This window comes from Pseudoalteromonas sp. OOF1S-7 (assembly GCF_022347765.1).
GTDB lineage: Bacteria > Pseudomonadota > Gammaproteobacteria > Enterobacterales > Alteromonadaceae > Pseudoalteromonas.
The window spans coordinates 33,849-54,680 of record NZ_JAKRFZ010000014.1 but is presented as its reverse complement, the minus strand read 5'-3'; the positions used below and the strand labels follow the sequence as shown (position 1 = coordinate 54,680).

19 protein-coding genes and 1 other RNA gene are annotated in these 20,832 nt (G+C 48.3%); 7 read left to right on the top strand and 13 right to left on the bottom strand.

Going from position 1 to position 20,832, the window contains the following annotated elements:
• Nucleotides 1-28: 28 nt before the first annotated feature.
• Genes arsC through MHN33_RS17960 form a run of 3 tightly spaced genes read left to right on the top strand, consistent with a single transcriptional unit; the run spans nucleotide 29 to nucleotide 1,381 of the window.
• Nucleotides 29-376, top strand: a complete 348-nt coding sequence (gene arsC / locus MHN33_RS17970; protein ID WP_239399949.1) for an arsenate reductase (glutaredoxin) — start codon at nucleotides 29-31, stop codon at nucleotides 374-376.
• 4 nt (nucleotides 377-380) lie between these two features.
• The gene (gene wrbA, locus MHN33_RS17965) at nucleotides 381-932 is read left to right on the top strand and encodes an NAD(P)H:quinone oxidoreductase (RefSeq protein ID WP_239399947.1); all 552 of its coding nucleotides are present in this window, start codon (nucleotides 381-383) and stop codon (nucleotides 930-932) included.
• Complete coding sequence (locus MHN33_RS17960; protein WP_239399945.1) at nucleotides 929-1,381, top strand: DUF2069 domain-containing protein; 453 nt, start codon at nucleotides 929-931, stop codon at nucleotides 1,379-1,381. Before wrbA ends, MHN33_RS17960 begins: the two co-directional genes overlap by 4 nt.
• Before the next feature lie 62 nt (nucleotides 1,382-1,443).
• On the opposite strand, the gene MHN33_RS17955 is transcribed toward MHN33_RS17960, so the two are convergent.
• On the bottom strand, nucleotides 1,444-1,767 hold the full coding sequence (locus MHN33_RS17955) for an RnfH family protein (protein ID WP_239399943.1): 324 nt from the start codon (nucleotides 1,765-1,767) through the stop codon (nucleotides 1,444-1,446).
• The gene (locus MHN33_RS17950) at nucleotides 1,764-2,201 is read right to left on the bottom strand and encodes a type II toxin-antitoxin system RatA family toxin (protein WP_239399941.1); all 438 of its coding nucleotides are present in this window, start codon (nucleotides 2,199-2,201) and stop codon (nucleotides 1,764-1,766) included. Before MHN33_RS17950 ends, MHN33_RS17955 begins: the two co-directional genes overlap by 4 nt.
• Nucleotides 2,202-2,330: 129 nt before the next feature.
• On the opposite strand from MHN33_RS17950, the gene smpB reads away from it, so the two are divergent.
• A complete protein-coding gene (gene smpB, locus MHN33_RS17945) occupies nucleotides 2,331-2,810 on the top strand; it encodes an SsrA-binding protein SmpB (protein ID WP_239399939.1) in 480 nt (159 codons plus the stop codon).
• A 68-nt stretch (nucleotides 2,811-2,878) separates the two neighbouring features.
• Here the strand turns inward: smpB and fabB are convergent, their stop codons facing one another.
• Nucleotides 2,879-4,093, bottom strand: coding sequence for a beta-ketoacyl-ACP synthase I (gene fabB, locus MHN33_RS17940; RefSeq protein ID WP_239399937.1), 1,215 nt, complete (start codon nucleotides 4,091-4,093; stop codon nucleotides 2,879-2,881).
• Nucleotides 4,094-4,273: 180 nt separating this feature from the next.
• Here fabB and mnmC point away from each other — a divergent pair, with 180 nt between their 5' ends.
• The gene (gene mnmC, locus MHN33_RS17935; RefSeq protein WP_239399935.1) at nucleotides 4,274-6,259 is read left to right on the top strand and encodes a bifunctional tRNA (5-methylaminomethyl-2-thiouridine)(34)-methyltransferase MnmD/FAD-dependent 5-carboxymethylaminomethyl-2-thiouridine(34) oxidoreductase MnmC; all 1,986 of its coding nucleotides are present in this window, start codon (nucleotides 4,274-4,276) and stop codon (nucleotides 6,257-6,259) included.
• A 43-nt stretch (nucleotides 6,260-6,302) separates the two neighbouring features.
• Here mnmC and MHN33_RS17930 read toward each other — a convergent pair whose 3' ends face one another.
• Nucleotides 6,303-7,178, bottom strand: coding sequence for an OmpA family protein (locus MHN33_RS17930; protein WP_239399933.1), 876 nt, complete (start codon nucleotides 7,176-7,178; stop codon nucleotides 6,303-6,305).
• Nucleotides 7,179-7,433: 255 nt separating this feature from the next.
• Here MHN33_RS17930 and rnt point away from each other — a divergent pair, with 255 nt between their 5' ends.
• A complete protein-coding gene (gene rnt / locus MHN33_RS17925) occupies nucleotides 7,434-8,096 on the top strand; it encodes a ribonuclease T (RefSeq protein ID WP_239399931.1) in 663 nt (220 codons plus the stop codon).
• Nucleotides 8,097-8,139: 43 nt separating this feature from the next.
• Here the strand turns inward: rnt and MHN33_RS17920 are convergent, their stop codons facing one another.
• Entirely contained in the window at nucleotides 8,140-9,774 is a 1,635-nt protein-coding gene (locus MHN33_RS17920; RefSeq protein ID WP_239399929.1) for a FapA family protein, read from the bottom strand.
• A 584-nt stretch (nucleotides 9,775-10,358) separates the two neighbouring features.
• On the opposite strand from MHN33_RS17920, the gene ssrA reads away from it, so the two are divergent.
• Nucleotides 10,359-10,715, top strand: a transfer-messenger RNA (tmRNA) gene (gene ssrA / locus MHN33_RS17915).
• A gap of 124 nt (nucleotides 10,716-10,839) precedes the next feature.
• Here the strand turns inward: ssrA and MHN33_RS17910 are convergent.
• The 8 genes from MHN33_RS17910 to MHN33_RS17875 all read right to left on the bottom strand — a co-directional run bounded on the left by MHN33_RS17910 (nucleotide 10,840) and on the right by MHN33_RS17875 (nucleotide 20,779).
• A complete protein-coding gene (locus tag MHN33_RS17910; protein WP_239399927.1) occupies nucleotides 10,840-11,382 on the bottom strand; it encodes a YniB family protein in 543 nt (180 codons plus the stop codon).
• A 465-nt stretch (nucleotides 11,383-11,847) separates the two neighbouring features.
• Nucleotides 11,848-13,779 (bottom strand): diguanylate cyclase, encoded by a 1,932-nt coding sequence (locus MHN33_RS17905; RefSeq protein WP_239399925.1) that lies wholly within the window; start codon nucleotides 13,777-13,779, stop codon nucleotides 11,848-11,850.
• Nucleotides 13,780-13,973: 194 nt separating this feature from the next.
• Nucleotides 13,974-14,534 (bottom strand): hypothetical protein, encoded by a 561-nt coding sequence (locus MHN33_RS17900; RefSeq protein ID WP_239399923.1) that lies wholly within the window; start codon nucleotides 14,532-14,534, stop codon nucleotides 13,974-13,976.
• Between the two features lie 9 nt (nucleotides 14,535-14,543).
• A complete protein-coding gene (locus MHN33_RS17895; RefSeq protein ID WP_239399921.1) occupies nucleotides 14,544-16,610 on the bottom strand; it encodes an LruC domain-containing protein in 2,067 nt (688 codons plus the stop codon).
• 408 nt (nucleotides 16,611-17,018) lie between these two features.
• Nucleotides 17,019-18,257, bottom strand: a complete 1,239-nt coding sequence (locus MHN33_RS17890) for a S41 family peptidase (protein WP_239399919.1) — start codon at nucleotides 18,255-18,257, stop codon at nucleotides 17,019-17,021.
• Entirely contained in the window at nucleotides 18,254-19,204 is a 951-nt protein-coding gene (locus MHN33_RS17885) for a helix-turn-helix domain-containing protein (protein ID WP_239399917.1), read from the bottom strand. Before MHN33_RS17885 ends, MHN33_RS17890 begins: the two co-directional genes overlap by 4 nt.
• A gap of 296 nt (nucleotides 19,205-19,500) precedes the next feature.
• Nucleotides 19,501-20,247, bottom strand: coding sequence for a transporter substrate-binding domain-containing protein (locus MHN33_RS17880; RefSeq protein ID WP_239399915.1), 747 nt, complete (start codon nucleotides 20,245-20,247; stop codon nucleotides 19,501-19,503).
• A 307-nt stretch (nucleotides 20,248-20,554) separates the two neighbouring features.
• A complete protein-coding gene (locus MHN33_RS17875; protein ID WP_239399913.1) occupies nucleotides 20,555-20,779 on the bottom strand; it encodes a hypothetical protein in 225 nt (74 codons plus the stop codon).
• Nucleotides 20,780-20,832: the final 53 nt, after the last annotated feature.

The window sequence follows — 20,832 nt, the reverse complement described above, 5'->3', positions numbered from 1 at the left end:
TAAGTATCATTAACGTAAAGGATTTTGTATGTCAGTTACGATTTACCACAACCCTCGCTGTTCAAAATCTCGTGAAACCCTGGCTTTGCTGGAATCACGTGACGTTCAACCTGAAGTCGTTGAATACCTGAAAACACCTATCAACGAAGACACGTTAAGTGCACTACTGCAAAAGCTGGGCTTTACTTCAGCGCACCAGCTGGTACGCAGCAAAGAAACGCTTTATAAGGAGTTGGGCCTGAGTAAAGACAGCGACGAAGCGCGTATCCGTCAGGCAATGCTGGAAAACCCGAAACTGATTGAAAGACCCATAGTGGTTAAAGGTGAAAAGGCCGCCATTGGTCGCCCGCCTGAGTCAGTCCTGGATATTCTGTAATCCCATGCCTGAGATCTTAGTTTTATATCACTCCAGTCATGGTTCTGTTGCTGCAATGGCACATGAAATTGCAGAAACGTTGTCCTTTCATGGTGCACAAGTCAGGCTTCGAACTTTTGTTGCGAAAGAAGCCCATGATATTGTGGTGTCAAAGCAAGATCTCATTGACTGCGATGCACTGGCATTTGGTACGCCCACCCGCTTTGGCATGATGGCATCCCAGGCAAAAACATTCTGGGAAACCACCAGTGATATCTGGCTTAAAGGCCAGCTTATCGACAAACCTGCGTGTGTGTTTTCCTCTTCCAGCAGCATGCATGGTGGCAATGAAGCAACCTTGCTTAACCTGTCTTTGCCCCTCTTGCATCACGGCATGCTGTTGATGGGAGTTCCCTATGATGTGCCTGAACTGCTATCAACCACCAGCGGTGGTACGCCATATGGCGCAACCCATGTGGCTGGCATGGACAACAGCAGTGAACTAACGGATACAGAACTTAAAATCTGCCGGGCACTCGCTAAACGACTGTTTACCATAAGCAAAAAATTATCATGAGCCAGATACCCAAAAAACCCATTACAAAACGCTTTCAGGCCTCAGCCCTCATTGGGTATGTGGGCTTGTTAATTCTCATGCCCTTGTGGTTGTTTGTACTAGCCCCCCGTGAAGGCTACAGCGCAGGCTTTGTGTTTGTGGTATATATTTTACCCCTTCTGTTACCACTCAAAGGGATCATTCAGGACAAGCCTTACACCTATGCCTGGGCCAACTTCATTGTGTTGATCTACTTTACACACGGACTTACGCTGCTGTGGGTGTCTCCACAAGAAATGCTGTTAATCTTACTCGAGTTGCTCTTTGCCTCCTGTATGTTTATTGGCTGTACGTATTACGCCAGACACAGGGGTCAGGAACTGGGGCTGAAGATCCGTAAGCTGAAACAAGATTTAGCGGATGAAAAGGCAGCCTATGAGCAGAGTGATGACAAAGACGGAGCAAAATAACTTAATCAGGCCACCTGTGCGAGGATTACGCATCAATCCAGTGGCCTGTTCTTAACTGTTCTCTAGTTCGACAAGGGGCGGCCACCTGTGACTTTATTGGCTCGCCCTTCTTCTTTGGCTTTTTCAGCTCGCCGACGACGCGCCTCTTTCGGATCGGCGATCAGCGGACGATATACTTCGACCCGATCACCCGCACGAACCACGTGATTCAGTTTAACCGTTCTGTTCCAGACTCCCAGGCTCAGATTGGTTGGATCAATTTCCGGACAGCGCTCTAAAATGCCACTTTGCAGTACCACTTGTTCTACCGATGTGCCTTCAGCCACATCAACGCTGAGTGTTGTCGCCTTATCGGGCAAGGCAAATACCACTTCAACCTGGATCATGAGCGTACTCCGTATACCGTTTTAGCCCTTTGTGTAAAAGCCGATACCATATTCTTCGCCACTTCATTGAAAATGCGGCCAAATGCCATTTCAATCAACTTGTTGGCAAATTCGAACTCAAGCTTTAAACACACCTTGCAGGCCTGCTCATCCAGCTCAACAAACTCCCAATACCCGTGCAGTGACTTAAACGGGCCATCAACCAGCTGCATTCTGACCCGATTACCTTCATACTGATTCTTCGTTGTAAACCATTTGGTCAGACCAGCCTTAGAGATTTCAAGGCTTGCGGTCATGCCTTGATCCGAAGTATCAATCACCCGCGCCCCTGAGCAATGAGGCAAAAAAGCGGGATAAGCGTCAACATCATTGACCAAGTTAAACATTTCTTGTGTGCTGTACATCACTAACGCACTTTTTTCTACTTGTGGCATACGCTCTCCAAACTCTAACAAAGCGATTTTACCAAGGTTTTCAATATTTATCTTGTTTGTGACAGACGACTGGGGGAAAATAACCACAATTTTTGATCCGCGCCGATATACAAGGTAGACTACGCCATTATGGCAAAGAAAAAACCAAACAAATCAAATAGCAATACCATAGCGCTGAATAAAAAGGCGCGTCATGAGTATTTTTTACACGACAAGTTCGAAGCCGGTATTGAACTCCAGGGCTGGGAAGTAAAAAGCATCCGAGCCGGTAAGGTCAATATCACCGATACTTATATTCACCTCAAAGACGGCGAAGCTTATTTGCTTGCCAGTCAAATTCAACCATTAAACAGCGCCTCAACGCACGTCATTTGTGACCCTATGCGTTATCGTAAGCTGTTGCTTAAAAAGCGTGAAATTGATCGTCTGATCGGTGCAACCGAACGTGATGGTTTTTCACTGGTGGCCACCGCCATGTACTGGAAAAAATGCTGGGTAAAACTTGAATTCCACCTGGCTAAAGGTAAAAAGATGCACGATAAACGCGCCGACATCAAAGACAGAGACTGGTCGCGGGACAAAGAGCGCCTGATGAAGCACAAAGCCTAATCATACCAATTTTACCCATAAAAAAACCGCCAAAAGGCGGTTTTTTTATGGGTAAATGGCTATCGCCATTAACCTTTGTACTTTTGCATCACCAAAGTTGCATTGGTGCCGCCAAAACCAAAACTGTTCGACATCACCGTGTTCAGCTCACGCTCGCGCATTTCAGTCACAATATCCAGGCCTTGTGCCTGCTCATCCAGCTCATCAATATTGATGGACGGTGCAATGAAGTTATTTTCCAGCATCAGCACCGAGTAAATCGCTTCGTGTACACCTGCGGCACCCAGTGCGTGACCCGTCATGGCCTTGGTCGCACTGATCGCTGGAGAATTATCACCAAACAGCTCCTGAATGGCGCCCAGCTCTTTAACATCACCAACCGGTGTTGAAGTACCGTGTGTATTCAGGTAATCGATTGGCCCTTCCAGGTCCTGCATCGCTTGCTTCATACATCTCAATGCCCCTTCGCCGGATGGTGCAACCATATCGTAGCCATCAGACGTTGCACCGTAACCAACGATTTCAGCATAGATATGTGCACCACGTGCCAGCGCGTGCTCTAGCTCTTCAACCACTACGATACCGCCACCACCAGAGATAACAAAGCCATCACGGTTTGCATCGTAGGTGCGTGAAGCGGTTTCTGGTGCATCATTGTATTTCTTCGACAACGCCCCCATCGCATCAAACTCCATTGCCAGCGTCCAGTGCAGCTCTTCACCACCACCAGCAAAAATCACGTCTTGTTTGCCCAGCTGAATTTGCTCTACGGCATTACCTATACAGTGTGCTGACGTCGCGCAGGCAGAGCTGATTGAGTAGTTTACACCTTTGATTTTAAACGGTGTTGCCAGACAGGCTGACGCTGTACTCGCCATCGTGCGGGGTACCATATATGGACCTACACGTTTCACGCCTTTCTCACGCAAAATATCTGCGGCTTCAACCTGATACTTAGACGATCCGCCACCTGAACCGACGATCAGGCCTGTGCGCTCATTAGAAACCTGCTCAGGAGCCAGGCCTGAGTCTTCAATCGCTTGCGCCATTGAAATATAAGAAAATGCAGCTGCATCTCCCATAAAGCGATGTGCTTTGCGGTCAACCAGAGACTTGACGTCAATATCCAGCTTGCCCGATACCTGGCTGCGCAGATTCATATCTGCGAACTCTTGGTTAAAAGCGATACCACTTTTACCCGCTTTCAAAGATTCTAGTACTTCTTGCTTGTTGTTACCGATGCTTGACACTACACCGATACCCGTAATAACGGCTCTTCTCATGGGTAATTCCCTTAGGACTTTTTAAATTTACGCGTATTCTACGCTGAAACCAGGCACCAAGTGGTCAGCTTTCCAGCGTACACACGTACTCTGAACTGATATTTGTTAAAATGCAACGGACGAACGCAAATAAAATCCGTAAAATAGGTGTCAATTCAGTAGCGAACTTTTAGACACAATATGATACGCAACGCCCAGATACACTTTAACGACGCAGGTACGCCGGTCGCAGACAGCTTTGACGATGTCTACTTTTCTAACGATGACGGCCAGGCAGAATCCGACTATGTTTTTTATACACAAAATAAGCTTAATACCCGGTTACTCAGCCATGACCAGGCGCACTTTGTGGTTGCCGAAACCGGGTTTGGCACAGGTCTGAATTTTCTTAATACCTGGGCTCAGTTTCAACGCCTGAAAACACAACGCAATGTTCAGCGCCTTTACTTTATTTCTTTTGAAAAATACCCGATCAAGATTGAGGATTTACGACAAGCCCTAAAAGCATGGCCAGATTTGTCGATTCAGGCACAACAATTGTGCGCACAATACCCGGATGCCATTGAAGGCTGTCATCGCCTGGAGTTTGATGGGGGTGAAGTGATCCTGGATTTGTGGTTTGGTGATGTTCATGCATCCTTGCCCAAACTTTCATATACGCCAGATGGTCTGGTGGATGCCTGGTATCTGGATGGCTTTGCTCCCAGCAAAAACCCGGATATGTGGCAACAATCTCTGTTCGATGCCATGGCAGCACTGAGCCGTGCCAATGCCACTTTCGCCACCTTTACCGCTGCGGGCTTTGTCCGCCGAGGCTTACAACAGGCCGGCTTTGACTGTCAAAAAGTCAAAGGTTACGGTCGCAAACGGGAAATGGTGATCGGTCAGTTCAATGCGGCTAACCTGCAGGCGACCAATCCTGCATACTATCGCCACCCAACTCGTCAGCTCAAGCGCGTCGCCATCATAGGTGGCGGTATTGGCTCAGCCTGTTTAAGCTACCAGCTTGCCAAACGCGACATCAGCGCTACTTTATATTGTAAAGATGAAACCCTTGCGGGCGGTGCCTCACACAATCGTCAGGGCGCCGTTTATCCCAATTTGCAGGCAGAATACAGCACCACCAGTGAGCTGTATGCTTTGAGCTTTTTATACGCGCGGCGCTTTTATCAGCAAATCGAAGCGGCCGGATATGGCTACGATCATAACTGGTGTGGTGTGCTACTGCAAAGCGTGACCGATGGCAAAAAGACACAACACCAGAAAATAGCCAACAGTGATTTATTTCCAGAATCATTAATACGCTATGTCTCGATAGAAGAGGCACAAAAGCTGGCCAACATAGACACCCCTTTCGATGGTTTGTTTATCGAACAGGCCGGCTGGGTGAGCCCGCCACAGCTGACCGAGGCCGTCTATAACGCAGCACAAGCGAAATGCCCTGGCCAGCAGCACTTTAATGCAGATGTCAGCAAACTCGACAAGCGTGAGGATGGCTGGTATTTACAAGTTAATGACCATTGGCAGGGCCCGTTTTCCGACGTGTTTGTCTGTGCAGGCGAACACAGCGATAGGTTCGCTCAGACGCAGCATTTGGGATTGCATGGTGTGCGAGGTCAGGTTTCTCATATCCAGGCCGGCGAAGCCTCATCCGAGCTCACTACCGTGCTATGTCACAAAGGGTACTTTACGCCAAGCTTACAGGGCGAGCATTGTATGGGCGCGACTTTCGAGAAATACAGCAAGGGCCGTGAGGTCACCCAGCAGGATAATGCCACCAATCGTGCTCAGTTACAGGGCTTTTATGGCAATACCGAGTTTGATCAAAGCCTGGGGGAGATCACTGGAGCCAAAGCGGCGGTGCGTTGCTGCTTTAACGATCATTTCCCTATGGCAGGCCAGGTGCCTGACCCAGGCAGTCTGTGTAATGCATTTGCAAATCTACGCCGTGGCAAGCACGACGATTTTGCGCCGCTCACACAGCCTCACGAAGGCCTGCATGTTGTGACCGGGTTCGGTGCTCGCGGATTATGCAGCGCACCTTTGGTAACAGAGCATCTGGTTGCGGCGCTGTGTAACGAGCCTCGCCCGCTCAGCGAACGCCTGAATCAGGCGCTGCACCCTGCCCGCTTTGTGGTCCGGGACTTGATCAGGAATAGAATCTAACGAGGTTCTGGATTGTCATCAGGCGCCCAAAACGGGCGCTTTTTTATGGCTTGGAGATCTGAATAACAACGCGGCGGTTTTTATCACGCCCGATTGGCGTGTCGTTAGATGCAATGTGGCGCTTCTCACCAAAGCCATCGGTGACAATCTTGTCTTCCGGTATACCTTTTGACGCCATGTAGGTTTTAATGGCTTCAGCCCGTTTTTTCGACATCGCCATATTGACCGAGCGACCGCCATAGCTGTCTGTATAGGCTGAAATGTAAATCGACTCAATTTCAGGGTCGTTATTGAGATATTCTCCGATCATATCCAAACGCTTACGCGACGACTTGGTGAGTTCACTGCTATTGAACTTATAGTTCATCACAGTAAAGGCAATATCTTCGAAGCTGTAGGGCAGCAGATTATCGCGGCACTGTAAGAACTCCCAGTAGGCTTTTTTAAAATTCACAGACGAGAGTGCCACGGAGATCTGATCGTACTGATTTTGCCAGTCCTGATAATAAAAAGTGGGATAATAGCCCTTTTCAAGCTCCGTCAGCATCTCCCAGCTGATGTCGTTGGTCAGTTCACCATCAAATTTCTTCAGTAACTTCATCTGGCCCATCACTCGTGCCGGCAACCCGGCTCGCCATGCTGGCGGCACAGACTCCAGCCCGGCAAAATCGTAGCTATCGGGCCTGACCACCATGTCCAGATTGAAGGTAAGATCTTTGTTTTTACTGGCCGTTGCCGAGAAAATGGCTTCACCATAATACGGCACTTCGTGTGACAATGCGCACGATAACCGGGTGGTTCTGTCGACAAACCATTGGGAGCTGTCTGCTGTGGCAGAGTATTGCCGCATTGCCCCATGCGCCTGAAGCGTCAACATACTCAGGGTGGTCGCAATAATCAGATTGGCTTTAAACTTCACGCTCTTACTCCGCTTTGAACAAATATACCGAACCGGGCGCGCTGATGGATTGGCCATCGCCATCGTCAGTGAACACCTCAGCAATAAAGCAAGCAATAATCATGCCTTTACAACCGGGCTTTCATGGCAAAGTTCTGGCGCGCATACTCGTTACGGCGCTTACCTTGCTTTACGTGCAGGAAACACACCACTAAATTCGCATCTTTAGCTCTGATCAGTATAATAGGCCGCTCATTTTAGTAAACCAAGCAGATTATGGCAGAACAAGAGCAAACCCTATTCGCAAAGCGCTTTCGCGGCTTCTTTCCGGTCGTCATTGACGTTGAAACCGCAGGCTTTAATAAAGACACCGATGCACTGCTGGAAATTGCCGTCAGCATGCTTAAGATGGACGAACAGGGCCTGCTCAGCCTCGACCACACGGTACATTTTCATGTTGCGCCATTTGAAGGCGCCAATATCGAGCAGTCGGCGATTGACTTTAACGGCATCGATCCCTTCAGTGCACTGCGTGGTGCGGTGGCGGAGGAAGAAGCCATTAAAGAGATCTGCAAGGCCGTGCGCAAAGCACAAAAGGCTGCCGGATGTCAGCGTTCAGTGGTGGTAGCCCATAATGCCGCATTTGATCACGGCTTTTTAAACGCAGCCATTGAACGCTGCAAAATCAAACGCACTCCGTTTCATCCGTTTGTGAGTTTTGATACGACCTCGCTGGCCGGACTGGCGCTGGGGCAGACCGTACTGGCCAAAGCTTGTCGTACCGCAGGGATTGAGTTTGACAACAGTCAGGCACACTCGGCCTTATATGATACGGAGCGCACCGCAGAGCTGTTTTGTCATATCGTGAATAAATGGCAGACACTGGGTGGCTGGCCTCTGCCTGAGGTGGCAGAGCAAAACGACCAGGAATCGGTATAGTCAATCATATTACGCGATACCCACCAGAGGTATCGCGGCGAAGCTATCCGGTGACAAATTCCTGCGTGATCTTACCTTCATCCAGCAACACAGAGTGCGGCGGGTAGATCCGCGAGAAGGACTTGCTGTCTCGGGCAATGGTCAACTCAATACCCGGATGCATCAGTTCGTTAATTTTAATTCGGCTCATTTTTAACAGTCTTGCCAGCTTCAGTTGCACCAGCTTCATGTTACGTTGATTACGCGCGTAATGTTTACTGAGTTGTTGTTCATTCTGCGCCAGTTTAGTGAGGTAAGCATCACGTTTTGTAGAAGCCGGCGCTTTCTGGGCTTTGATCTGTGCGCGTTTAAGGGCAAGGGTTTTATCAGCGAGGCGCTTTTCAAGGTCTTTAAATTCTTGTTGTTTTTGCTTCAGCATATGCCAGTCCTGGGCCAGCGCAATACGCGTTCGGGTCCCTGATGGTGCGCCCACTTCACCGGCTTCAATGCGCATAGCATCGTAAACTGTACCACCTATCAATTTGCCCCTGGGTGTATCGCCTTTCCCAACTCGGATCATTCGTTTAGCTCGGAGGTCGCAATGTAACACCTGTCGCTCAATCAACAGATCCTGCTGCGATTCGATATGACAATACTGCGCATAGCCAATGGAAACGGTGCGTTTTGCTTTTATACAACAGCTAAAGTCTTCACCGTCTTCGCGCTTACGACCAATCACCCCCAGCATCACAGTAACTGCGCCATTGCTTTCCAGGTGCGCTGATTCTACAAAGCCAATCACCGTAATGTCGCCGGAGGCTTTGATCTTCATGCCGTCTTTCACATCGCCACTGACAATCACACTGCCATCAAATTCTATATGACCAGTAGTGACGTCCACCTGATCGTAACACAGTACATCGTCGACCCGGATCCCACGCGGGATAGCCACCGGTACCCCTTTGGAGTCAGCGATTAACAGGTTAGGATCGTCAGGAGAGATCTTAGTACCTTCCGGCACTTCCAATGCAAAGTCTTTACCCTGTTTGGGCTCAAGTAGATCACCAAATACAGAATATCCCTCTTCCCCTGGCGTTGGCGGTACACGCTTCATGAGCGGACTACCGGGGCTAACGGTAATAATGGCTCCCAAATCACGCATATCGACCTTGCCACCGTCTTTTTGTTGCGGGCTCAGCACTCTGTCCTGCGCTGTCATACACAAACGGACAAACCGAGCGTCGGTGCCATCTTTAGCACGCTGACCATGGGCAACGATACCGCTGTATACACTGCCGGGAGGCTGCTCAAACTGCTGGCCCAGGAAGGTATCCAATGCTTGCTTGCTGATCCCGCGTTTTACCCCGGCGGCTTTAAGCGCTTCACGGGCCTGGTCCATGGTGACCATTTTACCACCCCGCGCTGTCGTCAGTCGTGCCTCCGCCATCATATTATTGTCGTCAACCCGAATAGACAGCTCGGCATTCACCGCCTGGGCAACAATTAAAGAATCTTTTTCTCGATCGTCCGACGGCGAAAACAGCTGCCCGATATTGGCATGTATGATATCAAAGTCGGCATAAGGAGAGCTCTCCAGCGCTTCGACAAGCTGCGCGGAACTGGCCGGAAATCCGGTATTCGCAGGGTGTTCGTTGATTGAAACGTACCCCGACTCCTCATCAAAATGAAACAAAGACATCACTTACTTCCCGAAAATTATGCATGATGTTATTAAATTTATTATGCACTACCAGGTCTATACATAGGGCAAGGGCCGCTGTGTAACCTCTCATACTTGCATTGCATCCATGCTGACAATCTGCGCAGAGCTTATACAGAAAACAGCCTGTTATGCCATCGCGACAGAAACAAGCTTGCTTCTGTACATCAGGCACCAAGTCCCATCGCTTTACAGTTTTATCTGTCTGTGCAAGTAAATCTCGTAAAACAACAAAAATCACTTGGAAAAAATACAACCAAAGTGCTATATTTCCCATAATCTAAGATGCAACCGAAATTCAAACCCACTAAAACAGATACGAACTGGACAATCGACTAATAGCGATACGTTAAAAAACCATCGCCTTGCCTTATTTGAGCACAACCTTCCCAAATTGTTAAGCCCAATCAGACACTCAGTTACACAAAATATAAACGATTGTAAATGAGACTTGAGTATAAAACCGCCAAGTAGCTATTATCATTGTACTTATCGGCAAACTTCGCTTGAGCTTTAGGGATTTTATTGGGTATAATCGCAATTACTGACTGAAAGAGATTTCAGGGGCTGATTAGGATTCGACAGGATTCATGAAGCCTGAGGTGCATGTCGAGGGGCGGTTGGCCTCGTAAAAAAGCCGCATTTAAAGTAATCGCAAACGACGATAACTACGCTCTAGCGGCATAATAGCCCGCTAGCACTCCTCCATGAAATGCTTGTGGTTCTGGTTCTGGAGTGTCACCCTACACAAGATCGCTACGGAAACCCTGGCCGGGGTTGAAGGGCTAAAACTAAGCGGCCTCGCCTTTACTTATCGTGTTCGTCCGAGACTTAAAGGTTAACCAAAAGACGATACTAAACATGTAGGACCGAAGGTCGACGCTTTCTGGACGGGGGTTCAAATCCCCCCAGCTCCACCAATAAATAAGCCCCCGCATTTGCGGGGGCTTTTTTTATGGTACTCCTGCACAATGCAAGACCTGACCCCGGTGTTTTCTGCTGTGACCGCGGTGTTTTCTGGCTGAAGTATCAGCCTCTCAGGCTTTAATATCCAAGTAGCTTCACTATAATGGCGCCAACTACAGCAGCAACAATAGGTGCAATATAAAATTTGTGTAGCTCCGAAAGTAATCCAGACTTTGGTATTTCTACACTATTAGCAATCTCTTCACGTGTTCTTGCAAACGATCCCTTTATCGATTCTGCAATGACCTGATCTTCGATCATTGATTTTATCCTGTCTAAACGCTTCGACATTTTCGACCCCATTGCGCAAAAAGTAGCTCCAACGAAAATCAGAAAATAGATAGAAATAAAAGGAAAATTTTGAGGCTCCGATAAATTCATATGATCAGGTGTCGGTGAAGCATTCCAAAAATAACTTAAAAAGCTAGTGTGTCGGTAAATAAAAGCAATCAGCTCTCTAATCGGAGCAGCAATAGCCGAAGTGAAAATATTGTCACTTTCTATACGTACGTATATCATCTTTAAAAAGGAGACTACAGTAGAAATTAAACTTGGGGCTGCAATTAATAACCCGATGACACGGTATATCATCACTCTTTGCTTAGCCTGGTTATAGTTCAAAGCATTTCCTTATATCGATTTTCTGCAAAAAATTGACTGAATACTCACTTTGCCTTGCACTCAGTACTACGCTTACTTTTGTCAGGCCGAGCAAGAAAATTAAGGTGTGCTACCGCTGATCGCATCATCCTTGCTTTGTGAATTATAAGCAAAATCCTGTTAACAATTAAAGCTCCACGAGTAAAAGAAACTTCGTCCCAATTAAAGACACTGTCACCCAAACGTCACGTAATAGCAAAATAACCAAAATAAAACTTTACTATCAATCACTTAACAAACCCCCATTTCGGGTTTAGCCCCCAGCTCCACCAATAAATAACCCCCGCATTTGCGGGGGCTTTTTGATGGTATTCCTGCACAATGCAAGACCTGACCCCGTTGTTGTGCGCTGCCACCGATACAACCTAAGCAGCTCATTACTGTATTCATGTATTTTATGCCATGGCCCTCACGCCTGGTTATCTTTTACCGGGTTGCTTCAGGCATTACTACCTGATCCCGGCCATTATTTTTGGCCTGGTACAGGCACTGATCGGCGCATTTAAATGCTGCATCTGATGCGCCCAGCTGCTGTACATTCATCGCATGGCTGACACCAAACGAGGCGGTAACACGCAGTGTGGTGTCTCCAAGTTTAAAGGGGGCGTCTCTTAGTGCATTGACCATGTTTTGGCTAAACGCCTGGAAATCATCACGCTCTTTTGCCACCATCAGGAATTCCTCGCCGCCCCAGCGGACAAACAATTCATCATCGGCAACAAACTTTTGCAGCCGGGTTGCCGCCTCGGCCAGCACCCCATCTCCCTTATCATGACCATAACTGTCGTTGATCTGTTTAAAGTGGTCCAGGTCGATCACCACCAGCCGATATAACGTATCCGTTTGCAGCCTGTTCGGCTTTGTCATTTCTTGCTGATACAAACGCCGATTAGCCGCTTTGGTGAGCGGATCAACAAAGCTCAAATCGTACAGACGGCGGTTGTCTTTACTGACCGCCCTGGCCCGCAGTGCCAGCCACCCGGCGCCGATGAATGCCAAGATCAGCCACAACACCAACAATCTGAAGCGCTGTTTATCAAGCAATAGTTCAAGGTTAGATAGCCGGCTTTGAGCACTTAACAAGTCTCGCTCCTGAGCAATTTGCTGCACTTCCAGGGCTGTATCCAGCGCAACCAGCTCATTCATGATCATGGCTTTTTCCTCTATCCTGACCTCTTTCAGCAGTGCCAGTGACGCAGCGGCCTCGCCCTGGCTTTCCAGTACTTGCGCCAGAAAAAGCCGACTTTTGAGCAGCCAGCGGGGGTGATTAAGCTGGCTAAAAACCGCCACGGCCGACTGGGTTGTCGATTGCGCAGCATCAATTTTTCCGCCAGCATAATGCGCAAAGCCCAGCTCCAGCCAGCAGATCCCGTGCTGCATCGGATAGTGTTCTGCACTGGTCATGCTGATGCAGCGGGTGGCTTTTTGTGTCGCGCCATCAAGGTCTTTTTCCAGATTAAGCAACCTGGCTTCATTTTTGAGTGCCACAATTCGATAGAAATCCCCGGTATCCTCATCCAGATAGCTGAGCGCCTGTTCGAATTTCTCTCTGGACTGGCTGACTTGCCCGGCACGGTTATGTGCAAAAGACTGGTTCAGCAAGATCATAGACATGTACTCAGGGGTGGCACCGGCATAACGGCCGTAGAGTGTTTCGGCCTGGCTCAGGTACTTTAATGCGTTTTGCCATTGTTCCAGGTGCACATACAAAAGCCCAAGATTATTGTGCAACAGCGCATGCAGGCGCTCATCAGGCCACGCTTCAACCTGCTTTATCCCTTTAAGAAAATACTGCTGCGCCTTAACCAGCTCATTGGTTGCGTTAAAAACCACACCAGCCGTGTTATAAAGCTCTGTTAGAAGAAACCCGACATGATGTTTTTGCGCAATCGTTGCCCCTTCAACAATCGCAGTACGCGCCGCTTCGAGGTCACCTGTGCGCAGCGCAACCTTTGCCCGGGCTTGTGCAACCCAGGCCTGCAACCAGTATAGCTGATGTTTTTGTGCCAATTCAGAGAGCTGCTTATCTAACGCAGCGCGTTCGTTATCGTCGCTCGAGGCGCGTCTGGCAGTCCACAGCACATACACGGTTTCGATTGGCTTTAAATCAGGGTTGTCTTGTTGCCACTGAGTCAGTTGCGATAATGCCGCCTGCGGTGACTGTGCGGCCAGTGCATACATATCGAGCAGCGGGTGCGATGGGTCCCGGTGCTTTAACTGATCTTCGGGCGGTATTGCTAAGGGTGTTTGAGCTGGCCGCTGCATTTTGGCACCGTGCAACCAAAAGGTATCCAGTGTTGCCACTATCAGCATAGATACAAAAAACAAACTCAGCGCGAGAAAGGCTTTTTTATACATAACCCGGGTCATTCAAGGGTGTTTACTAAATTATACAATAAAGTGGCTAACTAGCCATGAAACAGCTTTGCCCGCTGGCTGGCTGTTACCACTAACCCTAAGTGTGAATGAATCAAAAAAGCATACCTCAGGACTGGGGTATGCTTTACGTTGGACTATCGTGAGTCACCACGAATTTTGCTCAATGTTGCTGGCTAATTGATGGTCCAGGCTTGCTGCTGCTGGCGTGTATCAAACTCCCAGCTATATACCAGCGGCTCAACACCTGTACTGTAATACCAGATCTCGGCTTTTAACTTTTGCTCTGAGTGTGGCAGTTCAATTTGGACCGTTAATCCAGTGCTATCAACGGGCGCTCGTAAAAAGCAGTTATCATCGTTGATAAGCGCGGCGTCTTGCTTGCAAACATTAAGGTAGGCACGACTGTTTACCACATTTGGCGCGACAGAAACGGTTAACGGCACATCGGTCTGAAAATCAAACGACTCATCCACAATCACCGCTTCCATTCCCTCTCCAGCAGGCGCTTGTTCTTCCACCGGCTGTTCATTCAAAACCTGCTCTTGCGCGCTGCCCTGTTGCGGCTCTGTCGCACTAGTCTGTGGAGCGACTTCATTCGGTTGTGCCTCTGTGGTGCTTGATGTATTCACCTGCGCAGTGCTGCTCGTTGGCTGGTTTTGCCCTTCTGAGCCACCCGAGCCGCCACCGCACGCCGTCAACATAAAAGGGATAAGAATTACGATTAACTTGTTCATGATGCTCTCCTAGTTTTGTGCTGCGTTGCTGATGGTGTGTTGATAGTCAGGTACCGGGTTCTCGAACCAGGTGGCATTGAGTGCGCCTGCCGACTCAGCAAAGGTCGCGAAATGCGGGTATGCGCTCGACATATCCACGCGCTCCATTGGATGGTCCCACTGAGCATTGATGATCAGAGCCCAGGGTAAACCCGTTGAGGTTTGGAAATATCCATTGGTTAACGATGTATCATCCCCCTGATTTAGATAGCTGCTATCAAAGGCTTCGGTTGGCTCATGATTTTTAAGGTGAACTTCCCAGCCTCGGCCATTGTTTTGGTCAACAAAAGGACCGTGGTAATGACCATCAACCGCAAAAATAAACGGGTCTACCTTGGCGCTTGTCGCAACGTTTGCGTTGTAACTGGTAGCCAGTGGTATAGAAATTTCAAACGGATAAGGTGCTCTTTGGATATCACTACAGCCGCTTTCAGTTCTAAAGAACTTACAGCCTGGCTGAACCGGCACCATCTCTCTGGTGTCGGCAAAGATCACTACTATGGCTTCGTTTCTGTTGGCTTCCAGCGGGCTGCCAGCGTGTTGCGTGCCATCAATGGTCAGCTCAATCTGCGCTTCATCCACATCCCGACGGGCAATGTCTTTTAACCGGATGGCAAATGCATTGTGATAACCAGCACCCACCGCGATAAGTGCCCCTTCAATGTGATAGCGCACCACCTGATTGCCAATCTGACTGGTCGTCACACGATATCTGACCACCACATCATTAAAATCGTAATCGCCTTTTTGCGGCCACAAGTCTTCAAATGCCGCCGTTTTCCACGAGGTTGAGTTCTGGATCAGGCTACTGGCGACAACGGATACCTTTAAATCTTCCACTTCCCCATTGTCAATGCCACCCTGAGGCGCAATATCACGATTGTGAGATACTCTGAATCTGGCCCAGGTATCACCTGCCACCGCATCAACGGGTACCGGCACCAATATACGGTTCTCACCGGCAACGCCCTGATATTGGCTGACCACTTGCTCCGCAGCTTGAAACTGCCCATCCCCGTTCCAGTCAATCCAGCCATTCACATAGCCAGACTTAGATAGCGTAAAGGAGATCAGCGTCTCGTACCCGGTTTCTAAATTGGTTAAAAAGCTGATGCCATTGTCATCATCTGCCGCTTTGGGCAAATGCTCCGCACTCACGCTCTGACCAAAAAATAAGTCGCCAATATGATGACGTGCACCATTGGCACTAAGCGACGTGCCATAGCTGTCGGGTGCATCACCGTAGTCTATCGTTGGCTCTTCAGTGTCATCAATAATGGGGGCAGTTGCGCAACGTGCACCGTCATTGGTGTTCGACAGCGGACCATACGCAAACAATTGGCTATTGGCCGGATTGTTGATATCAATCTTAAAAACATGGCCGTCCTGGTTTCTGCTGATGTAAAAGTTGCTCTCAACGTCAAAGTATACCGCACCAAATGTCCCTGACTGGCCAACATTGCCAAGGTTGGTACTGGTACCGTTTGAAACGTCAATGCGATGCAAATTACCATTGCTGTCTACACTGTATGCCAGACTGGCATTCTCGTTTGGTGCAAACGCCATATCGAAAATATTGAGGTTGAGTGCGCTGCCATCTATGATCCGCTCTGCCTGCAGATAGTCGTCGCTGTTTTCATCAAGTGAAACACGATACAAGCCCAGGCTGCCGCCCTTTTTGTACACATAAAACGCATTCTCGTGAATGGCTACATCACCTACATAAAAATGAGTATCAGGAAATCCAGACGTCATGATGGGTTCAAGTACATAGTCTTTACCCACCCGACCAATGTCTTTGTTGCTGTAGTCCCAGCCGTAAATGTAACGGTCGTGAACACTAAACCCGATACCATTCAGTTTGTTATTGGTGCCAACGTTTTCTGCAAACGTAGTATACGAACCTGAAACCAGGTTAACGCCATACATAGTTGCAGTGTTGCCCTGCACCAAAAATGCTTTTGACGGACATGTGTCGAACGGGGCTGCGGATAGTCCTGCGGAAAACACGCAGGCTCCAAACAGTAATTTTCTCATGTGACTCTCCAACGTTTTGAATTGCTACAATGGAGTTTGCAAACATGAGGCCAACTTTAATCAATTGAAATATATAGATTTATTATTTCACGCATAATGATATTTGCAATCTGCAACGCACTGTCAAAACAATAAATGCGATTTAGAAATGCGTACGTGACATAGTCTTCAGTGTCAGGTAACCAACTCGCCAGAACACTACTTTTTCCACGATTGCGCTTGTCGCGGGGTCAGGGTTCAATAACAGAATTAAACCCATTTAACGATGACCACAATTTGCGGACTGCATCAATTGCCCGGCAGCTGATACGCAATTTCGACCAAACCACGGCTTAGGGTCATCATTTAAATTGTCTTAGATCACACCATCTCCCAAAGAACACACCAAAATGTTAAACAACGGATCTGTTAGCGTTCACTCAGCCTGACTAATAACTGACTGAGTACTGTATCTTTGCCTACCCGATAATCCTCCCAGTCTGGCGCAATATGGATATCCGGATATACGGCATCGCTTTGCGCCGCGCTAAACGGATAGTAACGCTTAGACAGACTAAACCGGCGTCCGGAGTTAGGTAGTGAAAACACGCTATTTTCTGCAAAGTGGTTGGGATCTCCCCCTGTCGGAGTGCCAGCGACCTTAGCATTCAGGATTTGCTTAAACTGGACCGTATTAGACATGGCAGCAGAAAATGTTGCGCCATCAGATAACACATAAACGCCCTGCATCCAGTCAAATTGATCCAGTGGCAGCAAACAGGCAGACAATGCCAGGCCCGCATAAAAATTTCCGCCTCCATTGCCCCTCAAATCGATGATCAGATAACGTGAATCAGCCGACTTCAGCCTTGCCTGCAGTGCATCACAGTGCGACATCACCTGCTCAGGGGCAGGGTAAGATGCAAAGTCGAAATAAGCAGTCTTGTGCTTCTGCAACAGGCTCAGCGTGATACCCGGCATACCTATCTCCTGCGCTGTCAGTTGCGGCTCTGAACGCGCATATGCAGAGCCCAGCTTGCCAAATTCACGCATACTCACAGGCGATATTTTGGCGGTAACTTCACCTTCCTCACCTGCAAATCGAAATAATGCGGGTAACCCTTCAGCAACGATCCCAAGACCCAATAATAATTTGTGTAAGGTCAAATAGTATTCAAAACTGGTTTGCTCGCTAAACTGATTATCCACACCCGGCAAAACCGTTGACAATTGTTCATAGAGTTCGCTAACACTCAGCCCATTGATGGCCCGCAGCTGCATTCCAATTAACTGACGGTGCTCAGGTATGGCATCAACTACCCGTAAAGTCTCGCCAAAAAACTTAAAGCGAAACGGAAAATGCTGGTGCCTGCCTGACATCATAAAATAACTACTGTGGCCATCACCTATCGCCCTGCTTATCGCCATCAGCCGAACCTCAAGCTGGACTTCACTCAGCGTGGTCAGATCGGCTTTAAGTCTGCTAATCATCAGGTCAAAGTCAGACTCTGCCAGTGTGTGAAATGGCTGAATGTGTTGTGTTTTCACCTGCCGGACATAAAAGTGAATATCTTCAAGCCAGGCTTGCTGCTGCACCTGATTAAGCGGTGCTGCGCTAGCACCAGAGGCAATGCAGCCAATCAATAGCGCGGTTAGCACTTGCTTCATCGGTTTATTCCTTTTGTATAATGCGACGGGGATACGCCAAATTGCCTGATAAACGCGCGTCTGAAGCTGTCATAGCAAGTAAACCCCAGTTGTGCTGCCACATGCTGCAAACTGATATTTTCTTCACCCAGCAGATCACGTGCATGATTCAGTTTCAGGACTTTGAAATAATGGCTCGGTGTACAGTTCAGATGTTGTTTAAACACGCGAGTCAGTTGCCGCTCGCTGAGATGACAAAACTCGGCCATCCGGGCAACCGAAACTGACTGGTTGAGCTGAGTACTCAACCAATCCATCAACGGAGCGAGTTTTAAACTGTCACCGGATTGCAGTGCCAGGGCGTCCGAATACTGATGCTGGTTCCCGGAACGTTGTAAATAAACCACCAGATCTTTTGCCACCTGAGCGGCAATGCTATTACCGTGATCTACACGTACGATGGCCAGTGCCAGGTCAACCCCCGACAACACCCCTGCTGACGACCAGATATGCTTATCCTGAATATAGAGCGGATCGGGTGAAATGGTGCAATGCGTATTCTGTCGGGCCAGGCTTTCACAATGCCGCCAGTGGGTTGTGAGCGTTAATGCTTGCTGCGGAAAAAGCCGGGCAAGCACAAAAGCGCCCGTACAGATACTAAAAACCCGCTTTGCTCTGGCCGCCAGCGCCGATAATGCATCAAGTTGCGCAGCACTGAGCGGCAGCGTACGCATACCATTGCCGCCGCATATAATCAGGTCATCCAGGGCAAACTCGTCACCCAGGCCGAAATCTGCCTGAACTTGCTGGCCATACACAGTTGCAACCGCACCGGCTTCAATACTCAGCAACTTGCAATCGTAGGCATTGGGTACATGGCTGTTGGTCTCCATAAACGCATCCAAGGGTCCAAACAGATCCAGGGCCTGAAACCCGTCGGCGATAAAATATACTTGTTTTCTGGTCATGCTTTACTCCTGTGACCCTCATCATAACCGATGTAAAGATGTCATTTAATGCATTAAAACGACAAAAACAGACATACATAGTTAATTCAGGGTCGGACGCGCACGAAAACCCAGCCTGACTGGGTGTTAGAAAGGCTCTGCAGATCAACCAACTTGCCGTGAGAAGGTCGTAAAATCTGAGTCACTCCAGGAAACACACATAAACCATTACGCTGTTCCTGGGGTTTACTGATTCAAGCGGGAAGTGGGCAGACAGGTTGGTTTCACTATTGATAGCCGTTGCAACTTGAACCGACTTATTGCAAAAACTCGTACTTGTGCAACAACTTGTAATAGGCAGGGCTGTTTTTAAACTGCACCATTTTAAGGTTAAAAGCGTCCTTAAGTGCGGGATCGCGAAAGGCAATGCGATAGGGCGAAGCCGCGAACAAATTATGGACCGTTACATTGGGCATCTGATCCTGACCCACGACGGCTTTGCTCAGGTAGTTGAAAATATTGATATCCATCACCACCACATCCACTTTACCCCGAAGCAATAATTCTACTTGCTTTTGCTGATCGGGCAGCTCAATGTACAAAGGACTATTGGCAGTCGCCAGCCGATACTCCATACCCAAGACTAAAGAAGCATTCTGAAAGCCAATCACCGAGTAATTTTCAAGTGCACTGATACTATGTATTTTCAGGTTTCGGCTTTTTAAACTAATGGCGGTATTGTGGTAGGTAATATAAGGCTCAGACAACACCGCACCGGCCAGATCCATACGCCGGTTCATGGTCAGTGCAGCGTCAACCTTCTGCGTTTTTAACAGAGAGTCTGAGCGCCCAAAAGGCACATACAAAAATCGCAGTTCGTGGCCCAGTGCGGCAAATACGGCCTTCACCATATCCAGTTCAAACCCGGTATCGCCCTGTTCAATCACATAAGGTGGTTTGGTCCAGCCAACAGAGACATCAAGCACATCCGCCCGAGCTGCTTTAACTAAAGACAAGCCCGTAATCAGTACGCTACAGATTAAAACACACTGCGGTAAAGTCATAGAGCTTATTTGCCTCCTTCTATCGTGATTATTTTAGAGTGGTTTATACCAATTTCACTTAATACCTGCTTAATTTGACGGAGCAAATATGACGCTAACTGTGTTAAAAATTTCTCATTTATAACCTTTACCTAAGGTATGAGTTCGCAAATTTTTGCCTGGTTATCGAACATATTTTCTCGCCTCAAAATAGAACACTTTATTAAACAAATTGGTATTAGGTCTGCCGCAATGGCACATTGAGCGGTATTTTTTGCCAACCCGGAGGATACTGTTGTCACCTGAAGCGTGTGTAATACCAGCTTAATCATGCCATTGAGTCTGACTCATCTTCTGCGCAAAGTGCTGCTTTAAGGCGTTGCGCCAGTGCCTGCCGTTGGCTGGCATCATAGCTACTGCTGTTCGGGTCGAGCTGCTCGGCAGCTTCAAGTATCAAAGGCTCCAATTCAGCCAGTTTTTCGTTGAGAGCCTTTAGCTTCAGTTGTGTGGCGGACCAGTGCCCCGCCTGAATTTTGATGATATCTCCCGACATGTTCACTCCCACATTACTTGTTGCGCTTTGTCTTTTTTGTCTGTCACCCAAAC